At 37.0% G+C, this 25221-nt stretch carries 28 protein-coding genes and 1 rRNA gene; 28 read left to right on the top strand and 1 reads right to left on the bottom strand.

Features of this window, described 5'->3' with window-relative positions; translation table 11 throughout:
* From rrf to rsmI, 14 genes are all read left to right on the top strand, one after another.
* Positions 1-93 (top strand): 5S ribosomal RNA (rrf, locus tag ACQKMI_RS23915); the annotation flags it as partial.
* Positions 94-208: 115 nt separating this feature from the next.
* The gene (locus ACQKMI_RS23920) at positions 209-643 is read left to right on the top strand and encodes an SRPBCC domain-containing protein (protein WP_427492967.1); all 435 of its coding nucleotides are present in this window, start codon (positions 209-211) and stop codon (positions 641-643) included.
* A 279-nt stretch (positions 644-922) separates the two neighbouring features.
* Positions 923-1501 (top strand): TetR/AcrR family transcriptional regulator, encoded by a 579-nt coding sequence (locus ACQKMI_RS23925; RefSeq protein ID WP_427492969.1) that lies wholly within the window; start codon positions 923-925, stop codon positions 1499-1501.
* Between the two features lie 196 nt (positions 1502-1697).
* On the top strand, positions 1698-2234 hold the full coding sequence (locus tag ACQKMI_RS23930) for an HXXEE domain-containing protein (protein ID WP_427492971.1): 537 nt from the start codon (positions 1698-1700) through the stop codon (positions 2232-2234).
* Between the two features lie 90 nt (positions 2235-2324).
* Positions 2325-3749 (top strand): aminotransferase class I/II-fold pyridoxal phosphate-dependent enzyme, encoded by a 1425-nt coding sequence (locus tag ACQKMI_RS23935; protein ID WP_427492973.1) that lies wholly within the window; start codon positions 2325-2327, stop codon positions 3747-3749.
* A 17-nt stretch (positions 3750-3766) separates the two neighbouring features.
* Positions 3767-4396 carry a dTMP kinase gene (gene tmk / locus ACQKMI_RS23940; protein WP_427492975.1) on the top strand — a complete coding sequence of 210 codons (630 nt, stop codon included), beginning with the start codon at positions 3767-3769 and terminating at the stop codon, positions 4394-4396.
* 242 nt (positions 4397-4638) lie between these two features.
* Complete coding sequence (locus ACQKMI_RS23945) at positions 4639-4968, top strand: cyclic-di-AMP receptor (protein ID WP_049667342.1); 330 nt, start codon at positions 4639-4641, stop codon at positions 4966-4968.
* Between the two features lie 86 nt (positions 4969-5054).
* Entirely contained in the window at positions 5055-5495 is a 441-nt protein-coding gene (locus ACQKMI_RS23950) for a YaaR family protein (RefSeq protein WP_323651173.1), read from the top strand.
* Between the two features lie 298 nt (positions 5496-5793).
* The gene (gene holB, locus ACQKMI_RS23955) at positions 5794-6798 is read left to right on the top strand and encodes a DNA polymerase III subunit delta' (protein WP_427417212.1); all 1005 of its coding nucleotides are present in this window, start codon (positions 5794-5796) and stop codon (positions 6796-6798) included.
* Positions 6791-7606 carry a PSP1 domain-containing protein gene (locus ACQKMI_RS23960; RefSeq protein ID WP_079563667.1) on the top strand — a complete coding sequence of 272 codons (816 nt, stop codon included), beginning with the start codon at positions 6791-6793 and terminating at the stop codon, positions 7604-7606. Before holB ends, ACQKMI_RS23960 begins: the two co-directional genes overlap by 8 nt.
* 27 nt (positions 7607-7633) lie before the next feature.
* Complete coding sequence (gene yabA, locus ACQKMI_RS23965; protein ID WP_053485308.1) at positions 7634-7990, top strand: DNA replication initiation control protein YabA; 357 nt, start codon at positions 7634-7636, stop codon at positions 7988-7990.
* Between the two features lie 63 nt (positions 7991-8053).
* Complete coding sequence (locus ACQKMI_RS23970; protein ID WP_427492977.1) at positions 8054-8803, top strand: tRNA1(Val) (adenine(37)-N6)-methyltransferase; 750 nt, start codon at positions 8054-8056, stop codon at positions 8801-8803.
* Positions 8787-9050 carry a GIY-YIG nuclease family protein gene (locus tag ACQKMI_RS23975; protein ID WP_323651176.1) on the top strand — a complete coding sequence of 88 codons (264 nt, stop codon included), beginning with the start codon at positions 8787-8789 and terminating at the stop codon, positions 9048-9050. Before ACQKMI_RS23970 ends, ACQKMI_RS23975 begins: the two co-directional genes overlap by 17 nt.
* Entirely contained in the window at positions 9047-9919 is an 873-nt protein-coding gene (gene rsmI, locus ACQKMI_RS23980; RefSeq protein WP_427492979.1) for a 16S rRNA (cytidine(1402)-2'-O)-methyltransferase, read from the top strand. The genes ACQKMI_RS23975 and rsmI overlap by 4 nt, the downstream gene beginning before the upstream one ends.
* Before the next feature lie 530 nt (positions 9920-10449).
* On the opposite strand, the gene ACQKMI_RS23985 is transcribed toward rsmI, so the two are convergent.
* Complete coding sequence (locus tag ACQKMI_RS23985) at positions 10450-10728, bottom strand: AbrB/MazE/SpoVT family DNA-binding domain-containing protein (protein WP_427492981.1); 279 nt, start codon at positions 10726-10728, stop codon at positions 10450-10452.
* A gap of 332 nt (positions 10729-11060) precedes the next feature.
* Between ACQKMI_RS23985 and metG the strand changes: the two genes are divergently transcribed.
* The 14 genes from metG (at position 11061) to ACQKMI_RS24055 (ending at position 24995) form a co-directional block, all read left to right on the top strand.
* The gene (gene metG, locus ACQKMI_RS23990) at positions 11061-13052 is read left to right on the top strand and encodes a methionine--tRNA ligase (protein WP_427492983.1); all 1992 of its coding nucleotides are present in this window, start codon (positions 11061-11063) and stop codon (positions 13050-13052) included.
* A gap of 253 nt (positions 13053-13305) precedes the next feature.
* Positions 13306-14076, top strand: coding sequence for a TatD family hydrolase (locus ACQKMI_RS23995; protein ID WP_427492984.1), 771 nt, complete (start codon positions 13306-13308; stop codon positions 14074-14076).
* Between the two features lie 138 nt (positions 14077-14214).
* Positions 14215-15435, top strand: coding sequence for a ubiquitin-like domain-containing protein (locus ACQKMI_RS24000; protein ID WP_427492986.1), 1221 nt, complete (start codon positions 14215-14217; stop codon positions 15433-15435).
* Between the two features lie 293 nt (positions 15436-15728).
* Positions 15729-16295, top strand: a complete 567-nt coding sequence (gene rnmV, locus ACQKMI_RS24005) for a ribonuclease M5 (protein WP_427492988.1) — start codon at positions 15729-15731, stop codon at positions 16293-16295.
* Positions 16288-17169: a 16S rRNA (adenine(1518)-N(6)/adenine(1519)-N(6))-dimethyltransferase RsmA gene (gene rsmA / locus ACQKMI_RS24010; protein ID WP_427492990.1), complete on the top strand. Its 882-nt coding sequence runs from the start codon at positions 16288-16290 to the stop codon at positions 17167-17169. Before rnmV ends, rsmA begins: the two co-directional genes overlap by 8 nt.
* Before the next feature lie 157 nt (positions 17170-17326).
* Entirely contained in the window at positions 17327-17587 is a 261-nt protein-coding gene (veg, locus tag ACQKMI_RS24015; protein WP_427492991.1) for a biofilm formation stimulator Veg, read from the top strand.
* A gap of 114 nt (positions 17588-17701) precedes the next feature.
* Positions 17702-17884, top strand: a complete 183-nt coding sequence (locus ACQKMI_RS24020; protein WP_323651183.1) for a small, acid-soluble spore protein, alpha/beta type — start codon at positions 17702-17704, stop codon at positions 17882-17884.
* A 552-nt stretch (positions 17885-18436) separates the two neighbouring features.
* A complete protein-coding gene (ispE, locus tag ACQKMI_RS24025) occupies positions 18437-19303 on the top strand; it encodes a 4-(cytidine 5'-diphospho)-2-C-methyl-D-erythritol kinase (RefSeq protein ID WP_427492993.1) in 867 nt (288 codons plus the stop codon).
* A gap of 56 nt (positions 19304-19359) precedes the next feature.
* Complete coding sequence (purR, locus tag ACQKMI_RS24030) at positions 19360-20193, top strand: pur operon repressor (protein WP_323651185.1); 834 nt, start codon at positions 19360-19362, stop codon at positions 20191-20193.
* A complete protein-coding gene (locus ACQKMI_RS24035) occupies positions 20190-20564 on the top strand; it encodes a RidA family protein (RefSeq protein WP_323651186.1) in 375 nt (124 codons plus the stop codon). The genes purR and ACQKMI_RS24035 overlap by 4 nt, the downstream gene beginning before the upstream one ends.
* A 357-nt stretch (positions 20565-20921) precedes the next feature.
* Positions 20922-21224: a septation regulator SpoVG gene (gene spoVG, locus ACQKMI_RS24040; RefSeq protein WP_427492994.1), complete on the top strand. Its 303-nt coding sequence runs from the start codon at positions 20922-20924 to the stop codon at positions 21222-21224.
* Positions 21225-21488: 264 nt separating this feature from the next.
* Positions 21489-22859 (top strand): bifunctional UDP-N-acetylglucosamine diphosphorylase/glucosamine-1-phosphate N-acetyltransferase GlmU, encoded by a 1371-nt coding sequence (gene glmU, locus ACQKMI_RS24045; RefSeq protein WP_427492996.1) that lies wholly within the window; start codon positions 21489-21491, stop codon positions 22857-22859.
* Positions 22860-22883: 24 nt separating this feature from the next.
* The gene (locus ACQKMI_RS24050) at positions 22884-23843 is read left to right on the top strand and encodes a ribose-phosphate diphosphokinase (RefSeq protein ID WP_427492997.1); all 960 of its coding nucleotides are present in this window, start codon (positions 22884-22886) and stop codon (positions 23841-23843) included.
* Between the two features lie 561 nt (positions 23844-24404).
* Positions 24405-24995 (top strand): 50S ribosomal protein L25/general stress protein Ctc, encoded by a 591-nt coding sequence (locus ACQKMI_RS24055; RefSeq protein WP_427492999.1) that lies wholly within the window; start codon positions 24405-24407, stop codon positions 24993-24995.
* The last annotated feature ends 226 nt before the right edge of the window (positions 24996-25221 follow it).

Consider the following 25221-nt stretch of genomic DNA (forward strand, 5'->3'; position numbering starts at 1 on the left):
CACACCCGTTCCCATACCGAACACGGAAGTTAAGCTCTTTAGCGCCGATGGTAGTTGGGGGCTTCCCCCTGTGAGAGTAGGACGTCGCTAGGCACAAAGCAGCCACTGAGAAATCAGTGGTTTTTTTATTTTTTAAAAATCGATAATAACACCCAAATAATGTTAGAATTTAATTAATTTAAATAAACAAATATAGGGGTGTATTGAAATGGCAACAGGGGTATATAGAGAAAATATTCAAATTGAAAAAGCTAAGCTACAGGAGTTTATTCAGAATAAAGAAGAATGGGCTGTACTAATACCTGGTTATTTACATCATGAATTTCCAAGTGAACGAAATATGATTTGGGTATTTCAAGGGGATTTTGGAATTATCCAAAAAGCTGTAAAGGTTGAACTTAAGTGCAAAGAGTCAAATCCTAATCAGGTCTTATTTGATTTGGTAGGCTTATCAGATCCTTTAAATGGTGATGGTTACTTTGAAGTTACACAAAACCAAGATGGTACATGTCAGTTAGAAGGTAATTTAACAATGAAGGCAAGTGGTTTCTTAGCGGGGATGATGAATCCAATTTTAGAAAAGTTTGTACCGCAATTAGTAGAACAGCTAGTACAAGAGATGGGGATAAAGGCTAGTATTTAGTATTCCGGACGCAATTAGCCTCGGCATAATTGATAATAGTTTTTACTGATAAAAGAAGAGTGTCATGTCATAGAAAAAGATCATTGCTTTTAGTTGCAATGATCTTTTTCTGACTTATCACCAAGAATTCGGATGACATTTTATTAAAACGTTAATGAGTAGAAACTGAAATTAATCCTAGATTATTTTGCACCTATTACCTGGAATAACTTGACAAAAATATTTCTTGACCTTTATATTTGAGTATATACTCAAAAATTAAATCGGTGGTGAAAAGGTTTGATTTCAAAGAAGGATAAAATTTTAGAAGTATCATTAGAGCTTTTTACTAAAAAGGGCTTTACCGCAACGACTACTAAAGAAATAGCATTAAAGAGCGGAGTAGCAGAGGGACTTATATTTTATTATTTTAAAGATAAAAATGAACTTCTTAATTATCTTATTCGTGAATTTTCATTTATTGGCGCTCTACAAAATGAGATTAAAGAACTTTCGAAGGTGGAGCCATATCCGGCTTTAATTAAATTTGGCCAATTATATGCCAATTTTTTATCATGTAATAAAAGCTTTTTAACTTTTATTTGGTCCCCAGAAATAGTGAAAAACACGAATGCTAGTAAGGATATTGTGGGGTTTATAAATACAATGGGTGAACAGGCCCGTTCATTTTTGGTAAGAGCTTCTTCATGTACTGTCGAAAAAAGGACAATAGAAACGGCAGCTTCAATGTTTCTTTCAACAATACTAACGCATGTTTTAGTTGAAGAAAGAAAAATAGATAAAATGCCAATTGAAAATAATCATTATATTGAGGAGATAGCAATGTTTATTTTAAAAGGAATGCAAAATTCACATTGAGTATATTTTTTGTTCATCAATAAAAATTGTGGGTTACATGTGTTAAAACTTGTGCAATTTGTATAAGTTGATTGTAGCGAAGATCGAACGCCCCTAGGAAAGCGCTCAATCGAAAAGGAAATCAACCACACGTAGCTATTTTTTTTGGTAAACATTTGAGTAATTACTCAATATAATTTAAAAAGGAGGAATCATTATGGAACAATGGATAGGTGTTCAAACACTTATTTGGCTATTCCCTATTATGTTTATTCTTCATGATTTTGAAGAAGTTATTATGGTTGAAAAGTGGTTAAATAAGAATTCTACGATTTTGTATGAAAGATTGCCGAGAAAAATTGCTAATCGAGTTATAAAACAGTTCTCGATGTCGACAGCACAGTTTGCCGTAGCAGTCATCGTAGTATTTATGTTTGTAAGTAGTTCTACGTTTGTAGCCAATCAATTTGTGAATCAAGGGCCATTTGGAGATATCTACTTTTTCACTATTGTTACGCTAACCTACTTTCTACATGCGTTCACTCACCTTGCACAGTCTATTTTTCTTCGTTCCATTACACCCGGTGCACTCACATCTTTGATAATCGTCATCCCATACAGTTTAATTTTGTATCATTCGTTATTAATTAATAAAGTCATAACGTGGAACATTATTTTCGTTTGCTTGCCATTTTGTCTTTTATTGATTCCTATTGCGTTACTAGCACATTGGATCGGGAAAAAGGTTATTTGAATTTCATCTTATTTATATCCATTCAGCAAATTTTTTTGTAACGTAAGTGTTATAATTAAATAAGAATATAACGGAAATGGGTGTTTTGTTTTGCAAAAGAAAAAGCCGATTGTAGAAGGATTAGAGCGCTTCCGACAACAACAAAATATTTCCTTTCATGTACCCGGGCATAAGCATGGAGAACTATCCCATCTTCCTCAGCCCTTTAAAGATGTAATGCGATATGATGTGACTGAATTATCAGGTCTTGATGACTTACATCACCCAGAGGAAATAATATTAGAAGCAGAAAACTTATTGGCAGATACATATGGGGCGATGAAAAGCTTCTTTTTAGTAGGTGGATCTACAGTTGGAAATTTAGCGATGATTTATGCTACATGTAAAAAAGGTGATACGATTATTGTCCAACGTAATGCACATAAGTCTATATTTCACGCAATTGAGCTTGTTGGAGCAAAGCCTATATTTATTTCACCGCTATGGGATGAACGAACATTAACGGCAACCCATGTTTCTTATAAAGATTTAAAAGAAGCAGTTGATTATTATCCAGAGGCTCGCGCTGTAGTTTTAACGTATCCTACTTACTATGGTATGACATCGAAAGAATTACAGCAGCAGATTGCGTATTGTCATGAGAAAGGTATTCCTGTTTTAGTGGATGAAGCACATGGAGCCCATTTTAGTGCATGTACCTTATTTCAACCATCAGCATTGACATTTGGTGCAGATATAGTAGTGCAGTCTGCACATAAAACATTGCCTGCTATGACAATGGCATCTTTTATGCATGTTAATACTAAGTTAATCGATGTAGATAAAATAAATCACTATTTACGTATGCTACAATCTAGCAGCCCATCCTATCTTTTATTAGCTTCTTTAGATGATGCACGCTATTATATACAGACATATATGGAGAGTGACGGTGCATATATAATAGAGAAAAGGAACCAATGGATAGAGGCAATACGAGCTATTGGCTCTCTGGAAGTTATTGAGGTAGACGACCCTATCAAATTATTGTTACGGGTTGAGGGCTATAGCGGTTTTCAATTACAGGAAGCATTAGAAGCAAAGCACGTATATGCAGAACTAGCAGATGCGCATCAAGTATTGCTTGTACTACCTTTGTTGAAGCAGGGACATAACTATCCATTTGCAGAAATACGTGTCCGTATTAAGGATGCTGTAACATTGTTATTAAGTACACCAAAGACGGAAATAGTAGCTGCTTCACAAACGGCCTATAATTTTGTATCCATTACGGAACCAGCCTATACATTTGATGAAATGGAACAGTCGGAAACAGAATGGTTACCGTATATGCGAACTATAGGACGTATTTCTGCAAGTATGATCATTCCTTATCCACCAGGCATTCCATTGCTTGTTCCAGGCGAAAAAATAACAGTAGCAAAGCTGAGTCAGTTAGAAGAGTTACTGGCTACTGGTGCAACGTTCCAAGGAAATCACCGTTTAGAAGAAAAGATGATTGAGATCATTAAATAGTTGGAGGCAGTAACAGCATGAATTGCAATTTATTTATTACATTTGAAGGTCCAGAAGGTGCTGGAAAAACAACAGTCATTCAAAAAATAGCCGAGCGACTTGCACAAGAAAAGATTGATGTATTAGCAACGAGAGAACCTGGTGGTATTGAGATTGCTGAGAAAATTAGGAGCGTAATTTTAGACCCCGAACATACAGCCATGGATGAGCGTACAGAAGCATTATTATACGCAGCGGCGAGAAGTCAGCATTATTTTGAAAAAGTACGACCTGCGTTGGATGCTGGAAAAACAGTTATTTGCGATCGCTTTATCGATTCCTCTTTAGCATACCAAGGATATGCACGTGGTATCGGCGTTGATGAAGTATTATCTATTAATGAGTTTGCAATCGGTAAGAAGTTACCTGATATGACAATCTTATTTGACCTTGCACCAGAGGTTGGCTTGGCACGGATTCATGCTCACGGAGAGCGAGAGGTCAATCGTTTAGATGTTGAAAGTTTAGCTTTTCATAACAAGGTTAGGGAAGGGTATTTACAGCTAGTGGAGCGTTACCCGGAGCGTATACATGTCATCAATGCGGACCAAAATATTGATCGTGTTGTTGAAGATGTATGGTCATTAATATATGAAGCAATACAGTAAATGCATGAAGTTGTCTACCACAATGTGATATAATGGTAACATCTATAATCTTATTTTCATTCAGCAAATGTTTTCTGCGCGAAAGCGAAGCGACAGTAGCAAATGTTTTGAGATGAATGAAGGTGTAGTTTTATTTTAGTAGATGTTCCAAACACCTACTGAAACAGAGGAACTCTAACGTATGTCACGGAAAAGGTAACTAAAGTCTATTTAGATGAATTTTATCAAAGGGGTGAGTGCGAATGAAGTTAGTCGTAGCTGTAGTGCAAGATCAAGATAGCAGCCGCTTATCGAATGCTTTAACGAAAAATCAGTTTCGCGCAACTAAATTAGCGAGTACTGGAGGATTTTTACGCTCTGGAAATACGACGTTTCTTATTGGGACGGAAGACTCTCTCATACCCAAAGTTTTAGATATTATTCGTGATAATTGTCGTGCACGAGAACAAATGGTTGCACCTGTTTCGCCATTAGGCGGGAATACAGATTCCTATATACCTTATCCTGTAGAGGTAGAGGTAGGTGGAGCGACAGTTTTTGTATTACCAATTGAACAGTTCCATCATTTTTAAATCATTGCCACGTTAAATGGGAAGAAAAACACATTATAATTAGCTTTTGTGTATTTGATAAAGAAGGCAAGTGGGGGCGAAACAGCTTGAAGATCAATCAAGATATACGTGTCGGGTTAAATACTAATCGTAAAGATCCACTGCATAACAATAATCAAAATAACCGATTTGGAGATATGGTCGTCAAGCAAGGCACCAAATTGCAAACTGAACAGCTTACACGATTGCTAGGGGATATTTCTACAGCAGGTGACCGTGTTGCAAGATCACGTAATTTACGAGAGCTTGCTCGTTTTAAAATGCTTGTTAAACGATTCCTACAAGAAACAGTAGAGCATGGTATGGATTTAAAGCAATCGCATACATGGAATCGTTTTGGTGAAGGAAGACGCTTAAAAATTATCGAAACTATTGATACGCGTCTTGTGGAGCTTGCGCAAGATATTTTAGATGAAGAAAAGGAAGCAATTGATCTTCTCGATAAAATCGGTGAGATTAAAGGCTTATTAATTAATTTGTATATGTAAAACCCGTGTCTCGTTCTCTTGTAGGCGCGGGCTTTTTTCAAATCTATTCAGCTGCCAAGTTTAACTTCTTTCAGCGGGTGCCTAAACACCCGCTGAAAGAAGTTAAAACCTCCGGACGCAATTATGCCGAGGTATAATTGCTAGTACTTGGTTAAGGAAAAACTTGCTGAATGGCATGAACCCAATTAACGATGTAACTAATCTATCTGCTCTAAAATTGCAGATATTTCTGTACTAAAATGGCAATAGGAAACAATTATGCTATGAGTGTAATTGTTATAGGAAGGATTTTAAATATATGGCCAAGAATGTTGAAGAGCTATTCACACTGCAACCAGTCGTAATGAAGCAGCTTCAAACGATTTTTGACAAAAATAGATTAGCACATGCATACATTTTTGATGGCGAAAAAGGGACAGGCAAAGCTGATATAATGAAGTTTTTTGTCAAATTAATGTTATGTGAGCAACCAAGTCAAAATGTTCCATGTGAAACATGTCGAAATTGCAGACGTGTTGATTCGGGTAATCATCCAAATATTCATCAAATTTATCCAGAGGGTCAATTTATAAAGATTGATCAAATACGTGAATTAATTGCAGAAATGAAGATGATGGGTGTTGAAGAGGGACGTAAAATTTATGTACTTCATCATGCAGACCGACTCAATGTTGCATCTGCAAACATGATACTTAAATTTTTAGAGGAACCTGATGGTGAGGTAACTGCGATTTTATTAACGGAGCAAATGCAGTCAATTTTACCAACGATTCGCTCTCGCTGCCAACATGTTAAATTTCAAAAAATGCCTCGACATATATTGTTAAAGCATTTACAAGATAATAATATTTCTTATTCGATGGCTTCTACAGTGAGCATGATGACGAACGAGCTCGAAACGGCTATGATTTTAGCAAATGATGAGCAGTTTGCACATGCTCGAAAAACAGTGTTAAAATTAGTAGAGGCAATTCGTCAGAACGTACATGAAGCAATGCTTGTTGTACATGAAGAATGGTTGCCACTGTTTAAAGAAAAAGGCGAGATGGAGCAGGCATTAGATTTACTACTATTTGCTTACCGTGATATAGTGTCAATAAAAGCTAATCCCGAATCAGCTTGTACTTACCCAGACATGTTACAGACATTTAAAGAAGCTGCCTTACATTCGACTTATGAACGACTATCTAGTCAAATGGAGTCTATTTTACAGGCACGTTCATCTTTACAGCGTAACATGAATAGGACGTTAATGATGGAGCAGTTAATGCTAAATCTGCAGGAGGGGTATACATTTGTATAATGTAGTGGGAGTCCGCTTTAAAAAAGCGGGTAAAATATATTATTTTGATCCAGCATCATATCTACTAGAGGACAGTCAATATGTCATTGTAGAGACAGCTCGCGGTGTAGAATATGGTAAAGTAGTTGTCCCTCAAAAGGTTGTTGAGGATAATGATGTTGTTTTACCACTTAAACAAGTTCTACGACCAGCGGATGAACGTGATCGTATTCAAGTAGAGGAAAATGCTGCAGAATCAAAGCGCGCATTTGAACTAGCAAGTACAAAAATCATTGAGCATAATTTAGAAATGAAGCTCGTTGATGTTGAATATACATTTGATCGTAATAAAATCATCTTTTATTTTACGGCTGAAGGACGCGTTGATTTCAGAGATCTTGTAAAAGATCTAGCTTCTGTTTTTAGAACACGTATCGAACTTCGTCAAATTGGTGTACGTGATGAGGCGAAGTTGTTAGGTGGTATTGGTCCATGTGGCCGGATGCTTTGCTGCTCAACATTTTTAGGAGATTTTGAGCCGGTTTCTATTAAAATGGCTAAAGATCAAAACTTATCTTTAAATCCATCCAAAATTTCAGGTCTTTGCGGTCGTTTAATGTGCTGCTTGAAATATGAAAATGATGAATATGAGGAAGCAAAAGAGGGCATGCCAGACATTGGTGAATTGACGATGACACCAGATGGCCGCGGTAAAGTTGTAGGTTTAAATGTACTGGAGAGACTCATTCAAGTATATTTACATGAGCAGGAACGTACAGTTGAGTATACACTAGAAGAACTGCTAGCATGCGAAAAAAATCTTATATAAGATAGAGAATTGAACGAGGTGGCTTGGGTGAAGGACCGTAATTTCTTAGATACCGTTATGGAGTTCGAACAACAGCTCGAAGCAATGCAGGAGCAATTTGGTGCATTGAAACAATTTGTAGCGTTAATGATGGAGGAGCATAAGACACTCGAAACAGAAAATCATCACCTTCGAACACGTCTGGAAGAACTGCTTTCTAATGAAAACTCTGTACAGGCTACTGATGAGAAGAAAGAGAATCCGTTAGATATTGGCGAGGGTTATGATAACCTAGCACGTTTATACCATGAAGGCTTCCATGTTTGTCATGTTCATTTCGGAAGTTCACGTAAAGGTGAAGACTGTCTGTTTTGTCTATCATTTTTAAATAAACAAAATGTGTAATAGAAGGCTGATTCCCACTATGGTGGTGTCAGTCTTTTGTTTTGTATAGTAGGAGGAAGAAACATGGAAGATTGGTTGAAAGATGACGAACGGTTAGACTATTTATTGGCTGAGGATTTACGTATTATTCAAAGCCCCTCTGTCTTTTCGTTTTCATTGGATGCGGTGTTACTTTCGAAATTTGTCAATGTCCCATACCATAAAGGGAAAATTGTTGATTTGTGCTCAGGCAATGGCGTAATCCCGCTTTTTCTAAGTGCTAGAACAAAGGGACATATTACAGGAGTAGAAATTCAACCACGTTTATTTGATATGGCTGAGCGAAGTATCCGTTACAATAAATTAGAAGAGCAAATTCATATGGTCCTTGGTGATGTGAAGGAAATTCCTAAGGAGCTTGGTATTGAAAAGTATGACGTTGTAACCTGTAATCCACCATATTTTTTAGCACATGAAGCTAGTGATAAAAATTTAAGTGAGCATTACGCTATTGCCCGTCATGAACTATATTTAACATTAGAAGAAGCCATACAATCAGCAAGTAAATTATTAAAACAGGGCGGAAAGGCCGCTTTTGTTCATCGTCCTGGTCGGTTATTAGATATTGTTACGGCAATGCGGGCGAATCGTATAGAGCCTAAACGTATGCAATTTATTTACCCGAAAGAAGGTAAGGAAGCCAACACACTATTAATAGAAGGAATTAAAGACGGTAAACCTGATTTGAAAATATTACCACCTCTGTATGTGTATAATGAGGATAATGAATATACAGCAGAAGTGAGAGAAATCCTTTATGGAAAAGAACAGTAATCATTATTTTTATGTGTTAGAATGTGCCGACCAATCCTTTTACGCTGGCTACACGAATAATGTAGACAGGCGTGTCGCTGTACATAATGCTGGTAAGGGAGCAAAATATACGAGAGCACGTGGACCAGTGGAATGTATTTATGTAGAGGAATTCGATACGAAACAAGAGGCGATGCGTGCAGAGTATGCTTTTAAACAGCTAACACGAACGCAAAAGATAAAATATATAGGGAGGGATGAGTCATGAAATCTCAAAAAAGTACAATGCACGATCATACAGGTTGTTTATATTTAGTTGCAACGCCTATTGGTAACCTAGAGGATATGAGTGTGCGTGCGCTACGTATTTTAAAGGAAGCAGATATTATTGCTGCCGAGGATACACGTAATACCAAAAAGCTATGCAACTACTTTGATATAGCAACACCACTGATAAGCTATCATGAACATAATTTAGAGGTGGGGGGAGAGAAGCTATTAGCCTTCTTACGTGAAGGGAAAACAGTTGCATTAGTTAGTGATGCTGGTCTACCTTGTATTTCTGATCCTGGTGCAGATATAGTCGAAAAAGCAATCGAACAAGACTTTCCAGTTGTGCCGGTGCCAGGTCCTAATGCTGCAATATCAGCATTAATTGCTTCTGGATTAACACCGCAGCCATTTTTCTTTTATGGATTTTTAAATCGAGGAAAAAAGGATCGTCGACAGCAATTAGAGCAACTAAAAAAACGTCAGGAAACCATTTTGTTTTATGAGGCTCCTCACCGTTTAAAGGAAACCTTGAAAGATATGGAATCTATTCTTGGTAATCGTCGAATTGTATTAGCTCGCGAGTTAACTAAAAAATTCGAAGAGTTTTTACGTGGTACGTTGGCCGAAGCAGTGGTATGGTCCCAAACAGAGGAAATTCGAGGAGAATTTTGTATTGTCCTTGAAGGAAATGAAAATGCTGAGGAAGAAAATGATGAACAAGCCTATTGGATAACAATGTCTATTGTTGAACATGTTGATTATATTATTGATCAAACTGGTGTTACATCAAAAGAAGCTATAAAAGAAGTAGCCAAACTACGTCAAGTAGCTAAGCGAGAAATCTATAATGAATACCATAGTTAATGTAAAGAAAGAGGTCGCCTTAATATAGGCACCTCTTTTTTGTATATCTATTCAAATAGGTGGCTTATCACCAATAGTTTGGGATGACACTTGTTAAGACCATGCCATGTATTTAAGCTGATCTTCGTTCCGGCTGGGCGACTCCTTGGGGATCAGCGATATAGAGGAACGAAGGCTAAAAGCATCACGTCCTGTGATAACGCCTTCGTGACCAACATCCTGTTGCCCCGACGCCCCCAGGAAGCTCTGCTCTGCGCGAAAGCGAAGCGTCAGCGGCAAAGCGCCCAGCCGGAACGGAAATCAACCATACGTTTTGATGAGCATATAAACTATTTAATTGATAATAATTGTAAAAAATAGTACCCTTATCATAAAAGGTCTGACATGGACATTATAAGGGACTTAATAATTGGTTATATTATAGTTATCTTCTATTGAATGATAACGCCTCTGGATGCAATTACGCTAAGGAGAAATTGATAAAAAATAAAACACCCAAATCACTGTGCTTGATTTAGGTGTGTATCAAATTATTTTTTTAAGTTAGTTTGGATTTCTTGCACTAACATTTCTGCGCCTTCAGGGCTTAAAATTAATTTGCCGCCAACTAGACGGAAGTTATCATCAGAAACCTCACCAGTTACAGCACATGTCATGTTAGGCATATATTTTTTTAAGATGATTTTGTCATCATCCACATAGATTTCTAATGCGTCTTTTTCTGCAATACCTAATGTACGGCGTAATTCGATTGGAATTACTACACGACCTAATTCATCGACTTTACGAACGATTCCTGTTGATTTCATAATTATTTTTCCTCCTATTGTTAAAAGTTATATTGGTATTTCGTCAAATTTCGACATAATTCCTTGTCTGATAGTTATCATACCAAGTAATGCCATAAACGTCAATTAATTAATGCGCTAATATTATTGTTTCAAAAAAAATTTTTGAGAAGAAAAGAGATATTTTGGTTTTTTTAAAAGGTTTTTATTATATATTTTAATTTATAGTAAAAAAGCTTCTTATTAAAGACATTAAATGGATTGATTATATCATTCGACATTTTTCGCGTACGAGAAACTTTCATTGAAACGAATTTCGTACTTAGTTAGAATAGATAGTATACTGTGAAACAATGGAGGCAGTTCTAGTGAACGAACAAAATAAAACATTCTATATAACAACCCCTATTTATTACCCAAGTGGGAAATTCCATATTGGTACAGCGTATACAACTGTAGCATCAGATACAATTGCACGTTATAAACGTTTACGTGGTTATGATGTACGCTTTTTAACTGGAATGGATGAGCATGGGCAAAAAATTCAAGAAAAAGCCGCTGAAGCGGGTAAGCATCCTCAAGAATACGTAAATGAAATTGCAGATGCTGCGAAAAAGCTTTGGGCATTAATGGACATTTCATACGATGACTTTATTCAAACAACGCAAGAGCGTCATACGAAAACTGTCGAAAAGATTTTCCAAAAGTTTTTAGATAATGGTGATATTTATAAAGGTGAGTATGAAGGTTGGTACTGTACACCATGTGAATCATTCTTTACTGAGACACAATTAGTAGACGGTAACTGTCCAGACTGTGGTCGTTCAGTACACAAAGTTAAAGAGGAATCTTACTTCTTTAATATGAAGAAATACGCTGATCGTCTTTTAGCTTATTATCAAGAAAACCTTGATTTCATTGAGCCTGAATCTCGAAAAAATGAAATGATTAATAACTTTATTAAACCAGGGCTAGAAGATTTATCTGTTTCAAGAACATCATTTGATTGGGGCATTAAAGTTCCAGGAGACCCTAAACATGTAATTTATGTATGGGTAGATGCTTTAACTAACTATATAACATCATTAGGTTATCTTTCAGAGGATGAGACATTATTCAATAAATATTGGCCGGCAGATGTACATGTAGTTGGTAAAGATATCGTTCGATTCCATACTATTTATTGGCCAATTTTCTTAATGGCTCTAGATTTACCACTTCCTAAAAAAGTGTTTGCTCATGGTTTTATCATGATGAAAGACGGTAAGATGTCTAAATCAAAGGGCAATGTTATTTATCCTGAAATGTTAATAGAGCGTTATGGTTTAGATGCAACAAGATACTTCTTATTGCGTGAGTTACCATTCGGCTCTGATGGTGTATTTTCGCCAGAATCTTTTGTTGAACGTACAAACTTCGACTTAGCAAACGATTTAGGCAATTTATTAAATCGTACTATTTCAATGATTAATAAATATTTCGATGGCATTATTCCAACTGAAAATCTTCAATCGACAGAGTTTGACGCAGCTTTAAAAGAACAGGCTGAATCAGTACGTATTAAATATGAAGAAAGTATGGAAAAAATGCAATTTAGTGTCGTATTAGCCGACTTATGGACGCTAGTTTCAAGAACGAATAAATATATAGATGAAACTCAACCATGGGTGCTAGCTAAAGAGGAAACAGATAAGCCAAAATTAGGCGCTGTTATGCGAAATTTGGCGGAAAGTTTACACCAAATTGCTGTCATGTTACAACCATTTATGACATCTACTCCTAAGCGAATTATTGAACAATTAGGGTTAGATGACAAATTCTTAGCATGGGAAACAATTGAAACATTCGGCAATACTATTCCAGCAAACATTAAAGTGGTAGAAAAAGGGATTCCGATTTTCCCTCGTCTGGAAAATGAAGTTGAAATTACGTATATTCGTGAGGAAATGCGTGGTTCAGTGAAAACTCCACAAAAAGAAGAATCAAAAAGTGAGGAAAAAGCTGCGGAAATTCCAGAAATTCCTGAAATTACTATTGATGATTTTATGAAGGTGGATTTACGTGTAGCCACTGTGACAGCGTGTGAAACTATTCCAAAAGCAGATAAATTATTAAAGCTCCAAGTGGATCTTGGATATGAGCAACGACAAGTAGTTTCAGGTATTGCAAAGTTCTACTCTTCAGATGAATTGATTGGTCAAAAAGTAATTGTAGTCGCTAACTTAAAGCCAGTTAAATTACGCGGTGAATTATCGCAAGGAATGATTCTAGCTGGTGAAAAAGATGGGATTTTAAAATTAGCATCGGTTGATTCAAAACTAGAGAATGGTGCAAAAGTAAAGTAAAAAATTTTAGGAAGGCCTGCTGAATGAAAAAAGTTCAGCAGGCTTTTAAAATCCGTTTGAAAAATGAGTGATTTATTATCTTGAAATAATTTATGCACAATAAATATTAGACGTTTTTAGGTAAAAAGTAGCAAATATAGGGTCTTTGGATATGTGTAATGTTATAATACAAAATTGTTTGTAACAAATTTGTAACACTACTGCAAAATATGAAATAATAATTTTTAATAAAATCTATGTTAGGAGAATGACGATGTTCATTGATACACACGTACACTTAAATGCAGATCAGTATGAAGAAGACTTACAAGAGGTTATAGATAGAGCTCTTGAGGCCAAAGTAGAAACGATGGTTGTTGTTGGTTTCGATCGCAAAACCATTGAAAAAACAATGCAACTGATTGAACAATATGATTTTGTTTATGGTGTCATAGGCTGGCACCCGGTTGACGCCATTGATTGTAAACAAGGTGATTTAGATTGGATTGAAGAATTAGCAGCACATCCAAAGATAGTGGGTATTGGTGAAACTGGGTTGGACTACTATTGGGATAAATCACCAAAAGATGTTCAACAAGCACTTTTCCGCAAGCAAATTCATTTGGCACAAAAACTGAATTTACCAATCATTATTCATAACAGGGATGCAACTGGAGATGTTGTACAAATTTTACGTGAAGAAAATGCAGCTTCCGTGGGAGGCGTTATGCATTGCTTTAGTGGCAGTGTGGAAACCGCACATGAATGTATTGCTATGAATTTTATGATTAGTCTTGGTGGGCCGGTGACATTTAAAAACGCACGAATGCCAAAGGAAGTAGCAACAGAAATACCAGTAGAGCATTTGATGATCGAGACAGATGCACCGTATTTAGCGCCCCATCCATATCGAGGAAAACGTAATGAGCCAGCTTTTGTGCCGTTAGTTGCAGAAGAAATTGCGCGTTTAAAAGGATTAACGATTGAGGAAATTGCACAGGTAACGACAACCAATGCGAAAAAATTTTTTAAGATTGACAATTAACTAGCTGAGACGCCTCCAATACTAGGTTTGTGGTTGGCTAAAAAGGCGATGTCAATTTTCTTAGAAGATACATTCGGGTTGACAGTGCCAAATCTAGTACGTATAATCCAACCTTGTATATTAAGGAGGCGTTTTTTCATGTCAAATAATTCCATGAAAAACTTGTTCTTAGGATCATTGAGGAGTAAGCAAACAGTAATAAGCATTATTTCACTTATTCTGTTTGTATCTGTAATTTCATTCGTACTTTATCAAGGTACTAAAAAAACCGTAACGCTTGATGCGAACGGGGAAGCAATCGAAGTAACAACACATGCCAAAACTGTAGAACAATTATTACAAGGTCAAAATATAGACGTAGCAGAGCATGACAAAATATCACCCTCTCTGAACACCAAAATTGTTAATGGATTAGCAATTTCATGGGAACAGGCAAAAGAAGTAACTATTTCAGTTGATGGAAATCAGTCAAAAGTTTGGACAACTGAAACACAAGTGAAAGACATTTTGAAAGAAGCGAATATTGAAGTATCAGAGCATGATTCTTTAAAACAAAGCTTAGATACAGAAATAGGAGCAGACAACAAGATCGATATTCAAAAAGCGTTTCAAGTATCGCTTGTCGATGGCGTAAACAAAAGACAAGTATGGTCCACTTCGACTACGGTCGCTAACTTTTTAAAACAACAAGGAATTCAGCTAAATGAATTCGATCGTGTCGAGAATAACCTGAAGGACGTAATCAATCCACAGAGTAAAATCACAGTAGTTCGCGTAGAAAAGGTTATCGATGTAGTGGAAGACTCTTTAGATTTCGCAATTGAAAAGAAGCAGGATGCTTCATTGCAAAAGGGAAAACAAAAAGTTGTAACAGCAGGCCAAAAAGGTTTAATAACTAAAACGTATGAGATCGTAAAAGAGAACGGCCAAGTTGTAGCGAAAAATCTACAATCTAAAAATATTGTAAAAGAACCGCAGAAGCAAGTGGTTGCAGTAGGTACAAAAGCTGTGGAAGCTACTGTAGCTAGTGCATCGACTGTATCACGTGGTTCAACAGAGCCAGCTAGCGGTAAAGAATTTTATGTAACGGCAACAGCCTATACACCTTATTGTAATGGTTGCTCGGGGACATCTGCCACTGGCATTGATTTACGATCAAGCTCTGGATTGAAAGTAATTGCAGTAGACCCTTCTGTTATTAAGCTTGGCTCAAAAGTTTGGGTCGAAGGCTATGGAACAGCTATAGCAGGGGATACTGGTGGTGCAATTAAGGGTAATAAGATCGACATACTTGTACAAACTGAAGCTCAAGCTAGTACTTGGGGAGTAAGAAAAGTTCGTATAAAAGTATTAAATTAAAAAAATTGTAAAATTAATCAAAAATGTTTTTTCACTTAACGGCTTTCCTGTTTTGACTGGCAGGAAAGCTTTTTTATCTTTTTTCAGTCATTTGTTCTGGGGAATAATATATAGTTATATTTACAGAAAGTAAGCTGTAACATCAATTGCTCGGTCTACTCGAAAGCGAAAGTACAAGCAATAGCAAAGCCGAGGGAGAAAATTATAGGAAGGTAAGTAGCCGTGTATTTCTGTACAATCATACAGTGCAGTTGTAAAATGGTCTGAAGATATGGTAGAAAAGAGGAGCCTTTTTGCAAATAAAAGAAATCATTGTTGTTGAAGGAAAAGATGATACAACCGCTATTAAGCGAGCTGTACAAGCAGATACAATAGAAACAAATGGATCGGCTATTTCAGAGGAAACACTAAAGAGAATTCAACATGCACAGGATAAAAGAGGTGTTATCGTTTTTACTGATCCAGATTATCCAGGACGTCGAATTCGTGCCATTATCGAGGAGCATGTAAAAGGTGTAAAACACGCTTTTTTATCAAAAGCTAAAACCATTGCGAAAAACGGTAAAGGACTAGGCATAGAGCATGCAGCAGATGAAAATATTCGCGAGGCATTACGGCATGTCTATACCCCTAATGATGTTGAGCCAACCACTGATGACATTACGCTCGAAGACTTGATGACGGCACGTTTAATCGGCCACCCACAGGCGAAAATTCGTCGTGATCGTCTTGGAGAAATTTTGAATATTGGTACAACAAACGGTAAACAACTTCATAAAAGATTAAAAATGTTTCAAATCACAGAAAAGCAATTTGGTGCGGCAATCGCACAGGTAGATCAGGAGGAAAATGATGCATAAGGATATTGCAACACCAATTAGAACACAAGAAATCTTAAAAAAATATGGATTTTCATTTAAAAAAAGCTTAGGTCAAAATTTTTTAGTAGATCCGAACATTTTACGAAATATTGTTAGTCATGCAAATTTAACTGAAAATAGTGGTGCAATCGAAGTTGGCCCTGGCATCGGAGCATTAACAGAGCATTTAGCGAGAAGTGCAAAAAAGGTTGTCTCTTTTGAAATTGATCAGCGATTATTACCTGTATTAGAAGACACACTTAGTCCATATAATAATGTTACGATTGTACATTCAGATATTTTAAAGGCGGATGTTGCTAAGGTAATTCAGGAAGAGATGCCAGGTATCGAGGATATTATGGTTGTAGCGAATTTACCTTATTATGTGACGACTCCGATTTTAATGAAATTACTTAATGATCGTCTGCCAATTCGCGGATTTGTTGTCATGATGCAAAAAGAGGTAGCAGAGCGTATTACGGCTAAACCTGGAACGAAAGAGTACGGTTCTTTATCAATTGCGATTCAATATTATGTGAAAGCTGATATTGCCATGACAGTGCCGAAAACTGTTTTTATGCCACAGCCAAATGTGGATTCTGCAGTGATTCGTCTTATTAAACATGATGAACCTCCAGTAAAAGTAGTTGATGAGGATTTTTTATTTGTTGTTACTCGTGCGTCGTTCGTACAAAGACGAAAAACAATTTTCAATAATTTACAATCGGGTTTACCAAATGGTAAGGTACACAAAGAAAAAATAATGGATGCTTTACAAGCAGTAAATATTGAACCAACACGTCGAGGAGAGACCTTAACCATTCAAGAGTTTGGAAAATTAGCCGATGCACTACACCCTACGTTTGCAAAGTAAAAAATTTTTGTTAACTTTTTTGAGTATACGTAAAAAAATATGGTCTTTTTATGAAAAATAAGTTGACAACATTTATAATTGGCTGATAAAATATTATATTTTGTTGACATTTTTGGGCGTATCGCTTATACTAATAAATAGTGAGGTGTAAGCGAAAATGCCAAAAACTTTAGCGGACATTAAAAAGTCGTTGGATTGTCATTTGGGTAAACGTTTGCAGTTAAAAGCAAACGGAGGTCGCAAGAAAACGGTCGAGTGTGCAGGGGTATTGCGTGAGACATATCGCGCTATCTTTGTGGTTGAGCTTGATCAAGAAGACAATACGTGCAAGCGCGTATCGTATAGCTACACAGATATTTTAACTGAAGCAGTAGAGATTACATTTTTAGACGAAGCAAAGACTGCTGTCGCAAAATAGTTTCTAGTACTTATTTCTATATTCTAAAACACTCATGTATGTTAAAAACTACATGAGTGTTTTGCGTTTTCTGGGACATACTAAATTCGTCAGTTGTAAAAGGAGGAGTTTAGTATGCCTAGAAAAGGTATCATGTCACCTCGTTTAAAAGAAGAGATCGCTAAAGAGCTTGGATTTTATGATGTTGTGCAACGAGAAGGCTGGGGTGGCATTAAAGCTCGAGACGCCGGTAATATGGTCAAACGTGCCATTGAAATGGCTGAAAGAGCAAGTAGTGAGCAAGAGAATAATAAGTAGCCTGTGAACTAGACCGCTTATTATTTTTAACTTCTTTCAGCGTATGTCTTTTGTACCGAAACCTCTCACCACCTCTATAGGTGGTGAGAGGAGTCACTTTTCAGCGGGTGTCCAAACATCTGCTGAAATAGAAGAACTCAAGCTAAGAACATCACATCCTGTGAAAACGCCTGAGGTCCAACATCGAGTTGGCCAAAAGCCTTAGGTGGACGCAATTATGCCTCGGCATAATTGATCTTCATTTGCAGGGATGAAAGCTTCCTGTAGACACAACAACGCAACTGACGAGAGAGAACCGTTACACCAAATAGGGGTATACGGTTCTTTTTTTCCATTTTCACTTTCCCATTATGGTAAAATAAAATGAATTAAAAGATGAACGATAGATTTATCTTCATTCAGAAAATCTTTAATATAGCGAAAGTGAACGCCAGCTACTGATATTTTGTAACAGTTACAGAAGACTCCTACATGTAAAGGTAGTGAGAGGTTCAAATATCGGCTGAATGATCTGGCTGTAATTGATAAGTGTAGCTATAAGGAGGAAGAAAGATGCTTTATGTAAAGGCGCCTGCAAAAATAAATTTAACATTAGATGTGCTTTATAAAAGACCAGATAATTATCATGAAGTAGAGATGGTCATGACAACTGTGGATTTAGCTGATCGTATTTGTTTAGAATCTCGAGAAGATGGTGTAATAGAAATAATTTCGACTGATAATTTTGTACCGAATGATCACCGAAATTTTGCTTATCAGGCAGCGCGTCTAGTTAAAGATACATACGGCATTGGACAAGGTGTATCCATTACTATAGAAAAGGAAATACCAATCGCAGCGGGATTAGCGGGTGGCAGTAGCGATGCGGCTGCTACACTGAAGGGTTTAAATGAGCTGTGGAATTTAGGGTTATCTATAGATGAGTTAGCTGAATTAGGTGCGGAAATTGGTTCAGATGTTTCGTTTTGTGTCTATGGAGGAACAGCTTTAGCAACGGGGCGTGGAGAAAAAATTCAGGAATTGCCTGCACCACCAAACTGTTGGGTAGTTTTAGCTAAGCCTAAAATAGGTGTCTCTACTGCAGAAGTGTATGGAGGTTTAAAGGTTGAAGGGTTAGAACATCCAAATACGAAGCAAATGATCCGATCTATTGAAACGGAAGATTATGAGCTACTATGTGCATCATTAGGAAACGTTTTGGAAACTGTAACATTTAAGCTGCATCCAGAGGTAGTAATGTTAAAGGAACAGATGAAGCGCTTTGGTGCAGATGCAACATTAATGAGTGGAAGCGGTCCGACGGTGTTCGGTTTAGTGGATAGTGAAGCCAGAGTAAGCCGTATTTATAATGGTTTACGTGGTTTTTGTGAAGAAGTATATGCAGTTCGGATTTTAGGCGAGCGAAATACGCTTGCTTAAAACCGCAAATTTATGTTAATTTTACCTATAAATATTCGTGTTTAGGAGAGGGTCGCATGAAATGGAAACGTAGTGAACGACTAGTTGATATGACGTACTATTTACTAGAACATCCACATCAGCTGATCCCGCTAACTTATTTTTCTGAACTATATCAATCTGCAAAGTCTTCTATTAGTGAAGATTTAACGATTGTAAAAGAAACTTTCGAAGAAAAAGGAATCGGGTTATTGATGACAGTACCGGGCGCTGCAGGAGGAGTTAAGTATATTCCTAAAATGTCCCAAGCCGAGGTCCGTTTAGTTATTCATGATTTAAAGGCGGAGCTTGAGCATTCAGATCGTTTGCTACCAGGCGGTTATTTATTTATGACGGATTTACTAGGCAATCCAGATTTAATTAATCGAGTTGGTAAGGTATTTGCATCCGCATTTGCCGATCAACAAATTGATGTCATAATGACTGTCGCTACAAAGGGTATTTCAATTGCTCATGCGATAGCAAGACATTTAAATGTACCGGTTGTTGTTGTCAGAAGAGATAGTAAGGTAACTGAAGGCTCTACAGTTAGCATCAACTATGTATCTGGTTCTTCCAGAAGAATTCAGACAATGGTATTATCAAAAAGAAGCATGAAGAGTGGGCAACGAGTGCTTATTACTGACGACTTTATGAAGGTCGGAGGTACAATGAATGGCATGAAAAATCTATTAGAGGAGTTTGACTGTCAACTAGCTGGTATTGCAGTGCTAGTAGAAGCTGAGCATGCAGACGAAACTTTAGTAGATGATTATTATTCACTAGTGAAGCTTCATGAGGTCAATGAAAAAGACCGTACAATTGCATTAAGTGAAGGTAACTATTTTTCTAAAAGGGGAAATGACAAATGAAAGTAGTAGCAACAACAAATGCACCAGCAGCAATTGGACCATATTCACAAGGAATTATTGTAAATGGCATGTTTTACAGCTCAGGTCAGATTCCACTAACAGCAACAGGTGAATTAGTGGAAGGGGATATCACTGTTCAAACAAACCAAGTATTTGCTAATTTGAAAGCCGTTTTAGAAGCTGCCGGAACAACTTTAGACAGCGTTGTTAAAACGACCGTTTTTATGAAGGATATGAACGACTTTGTTGCGATGAATGAAGTATATGCTAGCCACTTTGGTGATCATAAACCAGCACGTTCAGCGGTAGAAGTTGCACGTCTACCAAAAGATGTGAAAGTAGAAATTGAAGTTATTGCCATCGTTAAATAAAAAATTTTAAGCTCACTAAAAGAGAAATGATTAGCTCTTTTAGTGGGCTTTTTTTCTCCATTCTATAAATGTTTTTGTAGACAAAAGCAAAGCAATAGCAACAAATGTTTTATGTGCGAAAGCGGAGCGACAGCAACAACGTGTATTGTCTGTGCGAAAGCGGAGCGACAGCAACAATTACACCAAGGTGAAAAGACGACCGACAAACAATTGTCAATAATTACGTAAATTAGAGATAATTATACTAATAAGTATTCAAATTTTTTAGAAAATTTGATAGACTATAAAAAGGAAAATATTCGGTAATAAGAATATTGTATTTTCATTTAGGCATCTAAGAAGAGAGGTGGTGAGAAAATGGAAGTTACTGATGTAAGGTTACGTCGTGTACAGACTGATGGTCGCATGCGTGCGATTGCTTCCATTACACTCGACAATGAGTTCGTAGTTCACGATATTCGTGTGATCGATGGCAATACAGGTTTGTTCGTTGCTATGCCAAGTAAACGGACACCAGACGGTGAATTTAGAGATATTGCGCATCCTATTAATTCTACTACTCGTAATAAAATTCAAGAGATTATTTTAAACGAGTACCATAATTCAAGCGAGGCAGAAGTGACAGAAGCAACAGAAGAATTAGAAGGAATTGGCGTATAGCTTAAAGGGAATAAGTGTAAGTTTGACTACGGTGATTTATACTTATGGTGAAAGTAAATAAAAAGAACTCTTCTTAATTGGAGAGTTCTTTTTATTTTGAGAATAAGAGAAAACGAGCAGTTTTTAGGACATACATATTAACATTCGAGCATAAGGTGCATTTGATTTAGAAATTCATCTTTTTGTCAAGTCAACATGCCTTGAAAATAGATGGATTTTGCTATATAGTCATAAGAGAAAATGAGCGTATTGGAGGACTTACAGATGAGCAACATTTTTGCTGTCATTTTGGCTGCAGGTCAAGGTACACGTATGAAGTCCAAATTATATAAAGTGCTACATCCGGTATGTGGGAAGCCAATGGTGCAACATGTGGTGGATCACATTCAAACGTTAGATGTGAAGCGCATTGTAACGGTTGTAGGACACGGTGCAGAAATGGTGAAACAACAGCTTGGCGATAGAAGCGAGTATGTTTTACAGGCTGAACAGTTAGGGACAGCTCATGCTGTACAACAGGCAGAGACAATTTTAAGTAGCGAAGAAGGGACAACATTAGTTGTTTGTGGTGATACACCACTTATCCGCCCTGAAACGATGCAAGCTTTGTTCGAGCATCATCAAGCAAAGAATGCCAAGGCAACAATTTTAACAGCCATTGCTGAAAATCCAACAGGCTACGGTCGTATTTTACGTGGCGACAATGGACAAGTGGAGCAAATTGTTGAGCAAAAGGACGCTTCAGCAGAGCAGCAATTAGTGAAAGAGATTAATACGGGCACATATTGCTTCGATAATAAGGCCTTATTTGAGACATTAAAACTTGTGAAAAACGACAATGCACAGGGTGAATATTATTTACCTGATGTCATTGAAATTTTACAAAAACAAGGTGAAGTCGTTGAAGCATATGTAACTGGAGATTTCGAAGAAACACTTGGTGTAAATGATCGTGTTGCTCTGTCTCAAGCAGAGACGCTAATGCGTACAAGAATTAATGAAAAGCATATGCGTAACGGTGTCACAATTATTAATCCAGATGCAACATACATCAGCGCTGAGGCAATGATTGGTCGTGATACTGTCATCCAACCAGGTTCTATGATTGAAGGTACAACTGTTATTGGTGAAGATTGTATAATCGGACCAAACACACAAATCATTGATAGCCGTATCGGTGACCGAACAACTGTACATTCTTCTGTTGTACGTGAAAGCGCTGTAGCAGAAGACACAGCTATAGGACCGTTTGCAAATATTCGACCACTTTCGGATATAGGCAGCCATGTGAAAATTGGTAACTTTGTAGAAGTGAAGAAAAGTAAACTAGGCAATGACACGAAAGTATCCCACTTAAGCTATATTGGCGATGCTGAAATAGGAAGCAAGGTCAATATTGGCTGTGGTTCCATTACAGTAAACTATGATGGGAAAAACAAGTTCCAAACAATTATTGAAGATGATGTATTTGTAGGATGTAATACTAACTTAGTAGCGCCAGTGAAAGTTGGAAAAGGTTCATTTATTGCAGCAGGATCTACAATTACAAAAGAAGTTCCTGAGGATGCACTTGCAATTGCTCGTGCAAGACAAGAAAACAAACCGAATTATGTAAGCAAATTAAATTCAAAATAATTATCAACTAAACAGGAGGCCATCATGCCGTATCATTATGCAAACTCACAATTAAAAATATTTTCACTTAACTCTAACAATCCACTTGCTCAAGAAATTGCGCAAGAAATGGGTGTTGAATTAGGTAAATCTTCTGTTAAGCACTTCAGCGATGGAGAAGTTCAAATTAGCATTGAAGAAAGTATTCGTGGTTGTGATGTGTTTATCGTGCAGTCTACTTCTGCACCTGTAAACGAACATTTAATGGAGCTTTTAATTATGGTAGATGCTGTAAAACGCGCATCTGCTCGTACAGTAAACGTTGTAATGCCTTACTATGGTTATGCACGTCAGGACCGTAAAGCAAAAGCACGCGAGCCAATTACAGCTAAATTAGTAGCAAACTTACTTGAAACAGCTGGTGCAACACGTGTTATCGTTTTAGATTTACATGCACCGCAAATCCAAGGTTTCTTCGATATTTTAATCGACCACTTGATGGCAGTGCCTTTACTATCTGATTACTTCAAATCAAAAGGTATTTCAGAAGATGAAATCGTTGTTGTTTCACCAGACCATGGTGGTGTAACACGTGCTCGTAAAATGGCAGAACGTTTAAAAGCACCTATTGCAATTATTGACAAACGCCGTCCAAAACCAAACGTTGCAGAAGTAATGAACATTGTTGGTAATGTTGATGGTAAAGTGGCAATCTTGATTGATGATATTATTGACACTGCAGGTACAATTACAATCGGCGCGGATGCATTACGTGCTGCTGGCGCGAAAGAAGTTTATGCTTGTTGCTCTCACCCAGTACTATCAGGCCCTGCAATCGAGCGTATCGAAAACTCTTCGATAAAAGAATTAGTTGTAACAAATACAATCCAGCTTCCAGAAGAGAAAAAATCTCCAAAAATTACTGAGCTTTCAGTAGCTAAATTGATGGCAGATGCGATCTCTCGTGTCTATGAAAATAAATCTGTAAGTACTCTATTTGATTAATATAAATAAATAAACACATCCCAATATGTGGCTTATTAAGGACAAATCTACGTTTGCAAGTAGATTTGTCCTTTTTCTAGGTTTCTTTTGTTTGAATTTTCTTGTAAAAGGGTATATGGTGATTGTGACTTAATAATATTTACACTACTCTATGAAAAATAGTTTATCGCCTAAGGTTGGGATATATTTTGTTAAAACGTAAGTTATATGAATAAGTTGATCTTCGTTACGACTGGGCGACTCCTCGGGGATCAGCAATAGAGGAACGAAGGCTAAAAGCATCACATCCTGTGATAACACCTTCGTGAACAACATCGTGTTGGCCCGAGACCCTGGAGCGAAGCAGATGTCTTCTGTGCGAAAGCGAAGCGACAGCAACAACAACAAAAGCGGCTTATCGGACGCCCCCAGGAAAGCCCGGCTGGAACGGAAATCAACCCCACGTTATGGTGATAAGCTAAAATGGTAGTAAATATTAGTATAGCCTTAACAAATGTCATTGAAAGTAGTGACATTTATAATAAGGCGTAAATAATTTTTCTTGGAAGGGGAAGTATAGATATGAGTACAGTATTAAGTGTTAAAAAGCGCGAAGCTGGGCACCGTTCGACATTAACCCAACTTAGAAAAGGGGGAGCCAGTCCTGCAGTTATTTACGGCTATAAATTAGATTCGACCCCAATTTCTATTTCAGCGAAAGAATTCAGAAAATCCATTCAAAAGAATGGGCAAAACGGTGTGTTTTCGATGGAGTTAGATGGTAAAAAAGTGAATGTTGTTTTATCAGAAATCCAACAATGCTCTATGAGAGATGAAGTAAATCATATCGACTTTTTAGCAATTGATATGTCCGAAGCAATAGAAGCTGAAGTGCCTATTAAACTTGTTGGAGAGTCAGTTGGAGTTAGTGTAGGTGGCATATTAATGCAGCCTAACTTAGATGTGAAAATTAATGTAAAACCAGCAGATATACCAGAAGCTATTGAAGTTGATATTACTGAACTTAAAATTGGTGAAACAATTACAGTAGCAGATATTCGAGATACGATTGATTTTGATATTATCAGTGAAAATGGTCATACATTGGTATCAATTATGGCTCCAGCAGTCGTTGAAGAATCGGCAGTAGATAGTGAACAAGTACAAGAGTAAAAATATTTGTTAAGGAAAGGCTACTGAGGAAGCTAAGCTTCTTCAGTAGCCTTTTGTATTTTATTTAGTAAGGGCATTGGCGACGTTATTCGTGTGTATGCTTCCTTTTTAAGCCCTAACCATTTCGCGATATGTATGGTTGAAGTCATGATTTTAAATAATATCAAGTCGTTATTGAACTTTTACTTTCAAAAATTGTACAAACTGCTTTCTGAGTGCATGATAT

The organism is Lysinibacillus sp. NPDC097214 (assembly GCF_050277945.1).
Lineage (GTDB): Bacteria > Bacillota > Bacilli > Bacillales_A > Planococcaceae > Lysinibacillus > Lysinibacillus xylanilyticus_B.

What these genes read in the sequence shown, in the direction of transcription:
- ACQKMI_RS23920 (WP_427492967.1), top strand. Translation starts at nt 209, where the DNA reads ATGGCAACAGGGGTATATAGAGAAAATATTCAAATTGAAAAAGCTAAG.
- ACQKMI_RS23930 (WP_427492971.1), top strand. Translation starts at nt 1,698, where the DNA reads ATGGAACAATGGATAGGTGTTCAAACACTTATTTGGCTATTCCCTATT.
- tmk (WP_427492975.1), top strand. Translation starts at nt 3,767, where the DNA reads ATGAATTGCAATTTATTTATTACATTTGAAGGTCCAGAAGGTGCTGGA.
- ACQKMI_RS23945 (WP_049667342.1), top strand. Translation starts at nt 4,639, where the DNA reads ATGAAGTTAGTCGTAGCTGTAGTGCAAGATCAAGATAGCAGCCGCTTA.
- holB (WP_427417212.1), top strand. Translation starts at nt 5,794, where the DNA reads ATGGCCAAGAATGTTGAAGAGCTATTCACACTGCAACCAGTCGTAATG.
- ACQKMI_RS23970 (WP_427492977.1), top strand. Translation starts at nt 8,054, where the DNA reads ATGGAAGATTGGTTGAAAGATGACGAACGGTTAGACTATTTATTGGCT.
- ACQKMI_RS23975 (WP_323651176.1), top strand. Translation starts at nt 8,787, where the DNA reads ATGGAAAAGAACAGTAATCATTATTTTTATGTGTTAGAATGTGCCGAC.
- rsmI (WP_427492979.1), top strand. Translation starts at nt 9,047, where the DNA reads ATGAAATCTCAAAAAAGTACAATGCACGATCATACAGGTTGTTTATAT.
- ACQKMI_RS23985 (WP_427492981.1), bottom strand. Translation starts at nt 10,728, where the DNA reads ATGAAATCAACAGGAATCGTTCGTAAAGTCGATGAATTAGGTCGTGTA.
- metG (WP_427492983.1), top strand. Translation starts at nt 11,061, where the DNA reads ATGGAGGCAGTTCTAGTGAACGAACAAAATAAAACATTCTATATAACA.
- ACQKMI_RS23995 (WP_427492984.1), top strand. Translation starts at nt 13,306, where the DNA reads ATGTTCATTGATACACACGTACACTTAAATGCAGATCAGTATGAAGAA.
- ACQKMI_RS24000 (WP_427492986.1), top strand. Translation starts at nt 14,215, where the DNA reads ATGTCAAATAATTCCATGAAAAACTTGTTCTTAGGATCATTGAGGAGT.
- rsmA (WP_427492990.1), top strand. Translation starts at nt 16,288, where the DNA reads ATGCATAAGGATATTGCAACACCAATTAGAACACAAGAAATCTTAAAA.
- veg (WP_427492991.1), top strand. Translation starts at nt 17,327, where the DNA reads ATGCCAAAAACTTTAGCGGACATTAAAAAGTCGTTGGATTGTCATTTG.
- ACQKMI_RS24020 (WP_323651183.1), top strand. Translation starts at nt 17,702, where the DNA reads ATGCCTAGAAAAGGTATCATGTCACCTCGTTTAAAAGAAGAGATCGCT.
- ispE (WP_427492993.1), top strand. Translation starts at nt 18,437, where the DNA reads ATGCTTTATGTAAAGGCGCCTGCAAAAATAAATTTAACATTAGATGTG.
- purR (WP_323651185.1), top strand. Translation starts at nt 19,360, where the DNA reads ATGAAATGGAAACGTAGTGAACGACTAGTTGATATGACGTACTATTTA.
- ACQKMI_RS24035 (WP_323651186.1), top strand. Translation starts at nt 20,190, where the DNA reads ATGAAAGTAGTAGCAACAACAAATGCACCAGCAGCAATTGGACCATAT.
- spoVG (WP_427492994.1), top strand. Translation starts at nt 20,922, where the DNA reads ATGGAAGTTACTGATGTAAGGTTACGTCGTGTACAGACTGATGGTCGC.
- glmU (WP_427492996.1), top strand. Translation starts at nt 21,489, where the DNA reads ATGAGCAACATTTTTGCTGTCATTTTGGCTGCAGGTCAAGGTACACGT.
- ACQKMI_RS24050 (WP_427492997.1), top strand. Translation starts at nt 22,884, where the DNA reads ATGCCGTATCATTATGCAAACTCACAATTAAAAATATTTTCACTTAAC.
- ACQKMI_RS24055 (WP_427492999.1), top strand. Translation starts at nt 24,405, where the DNA reads ATGAGTACAGTATTAAGTGTTAAAAAGCGCGAAGCTGGGCACCGTTCG.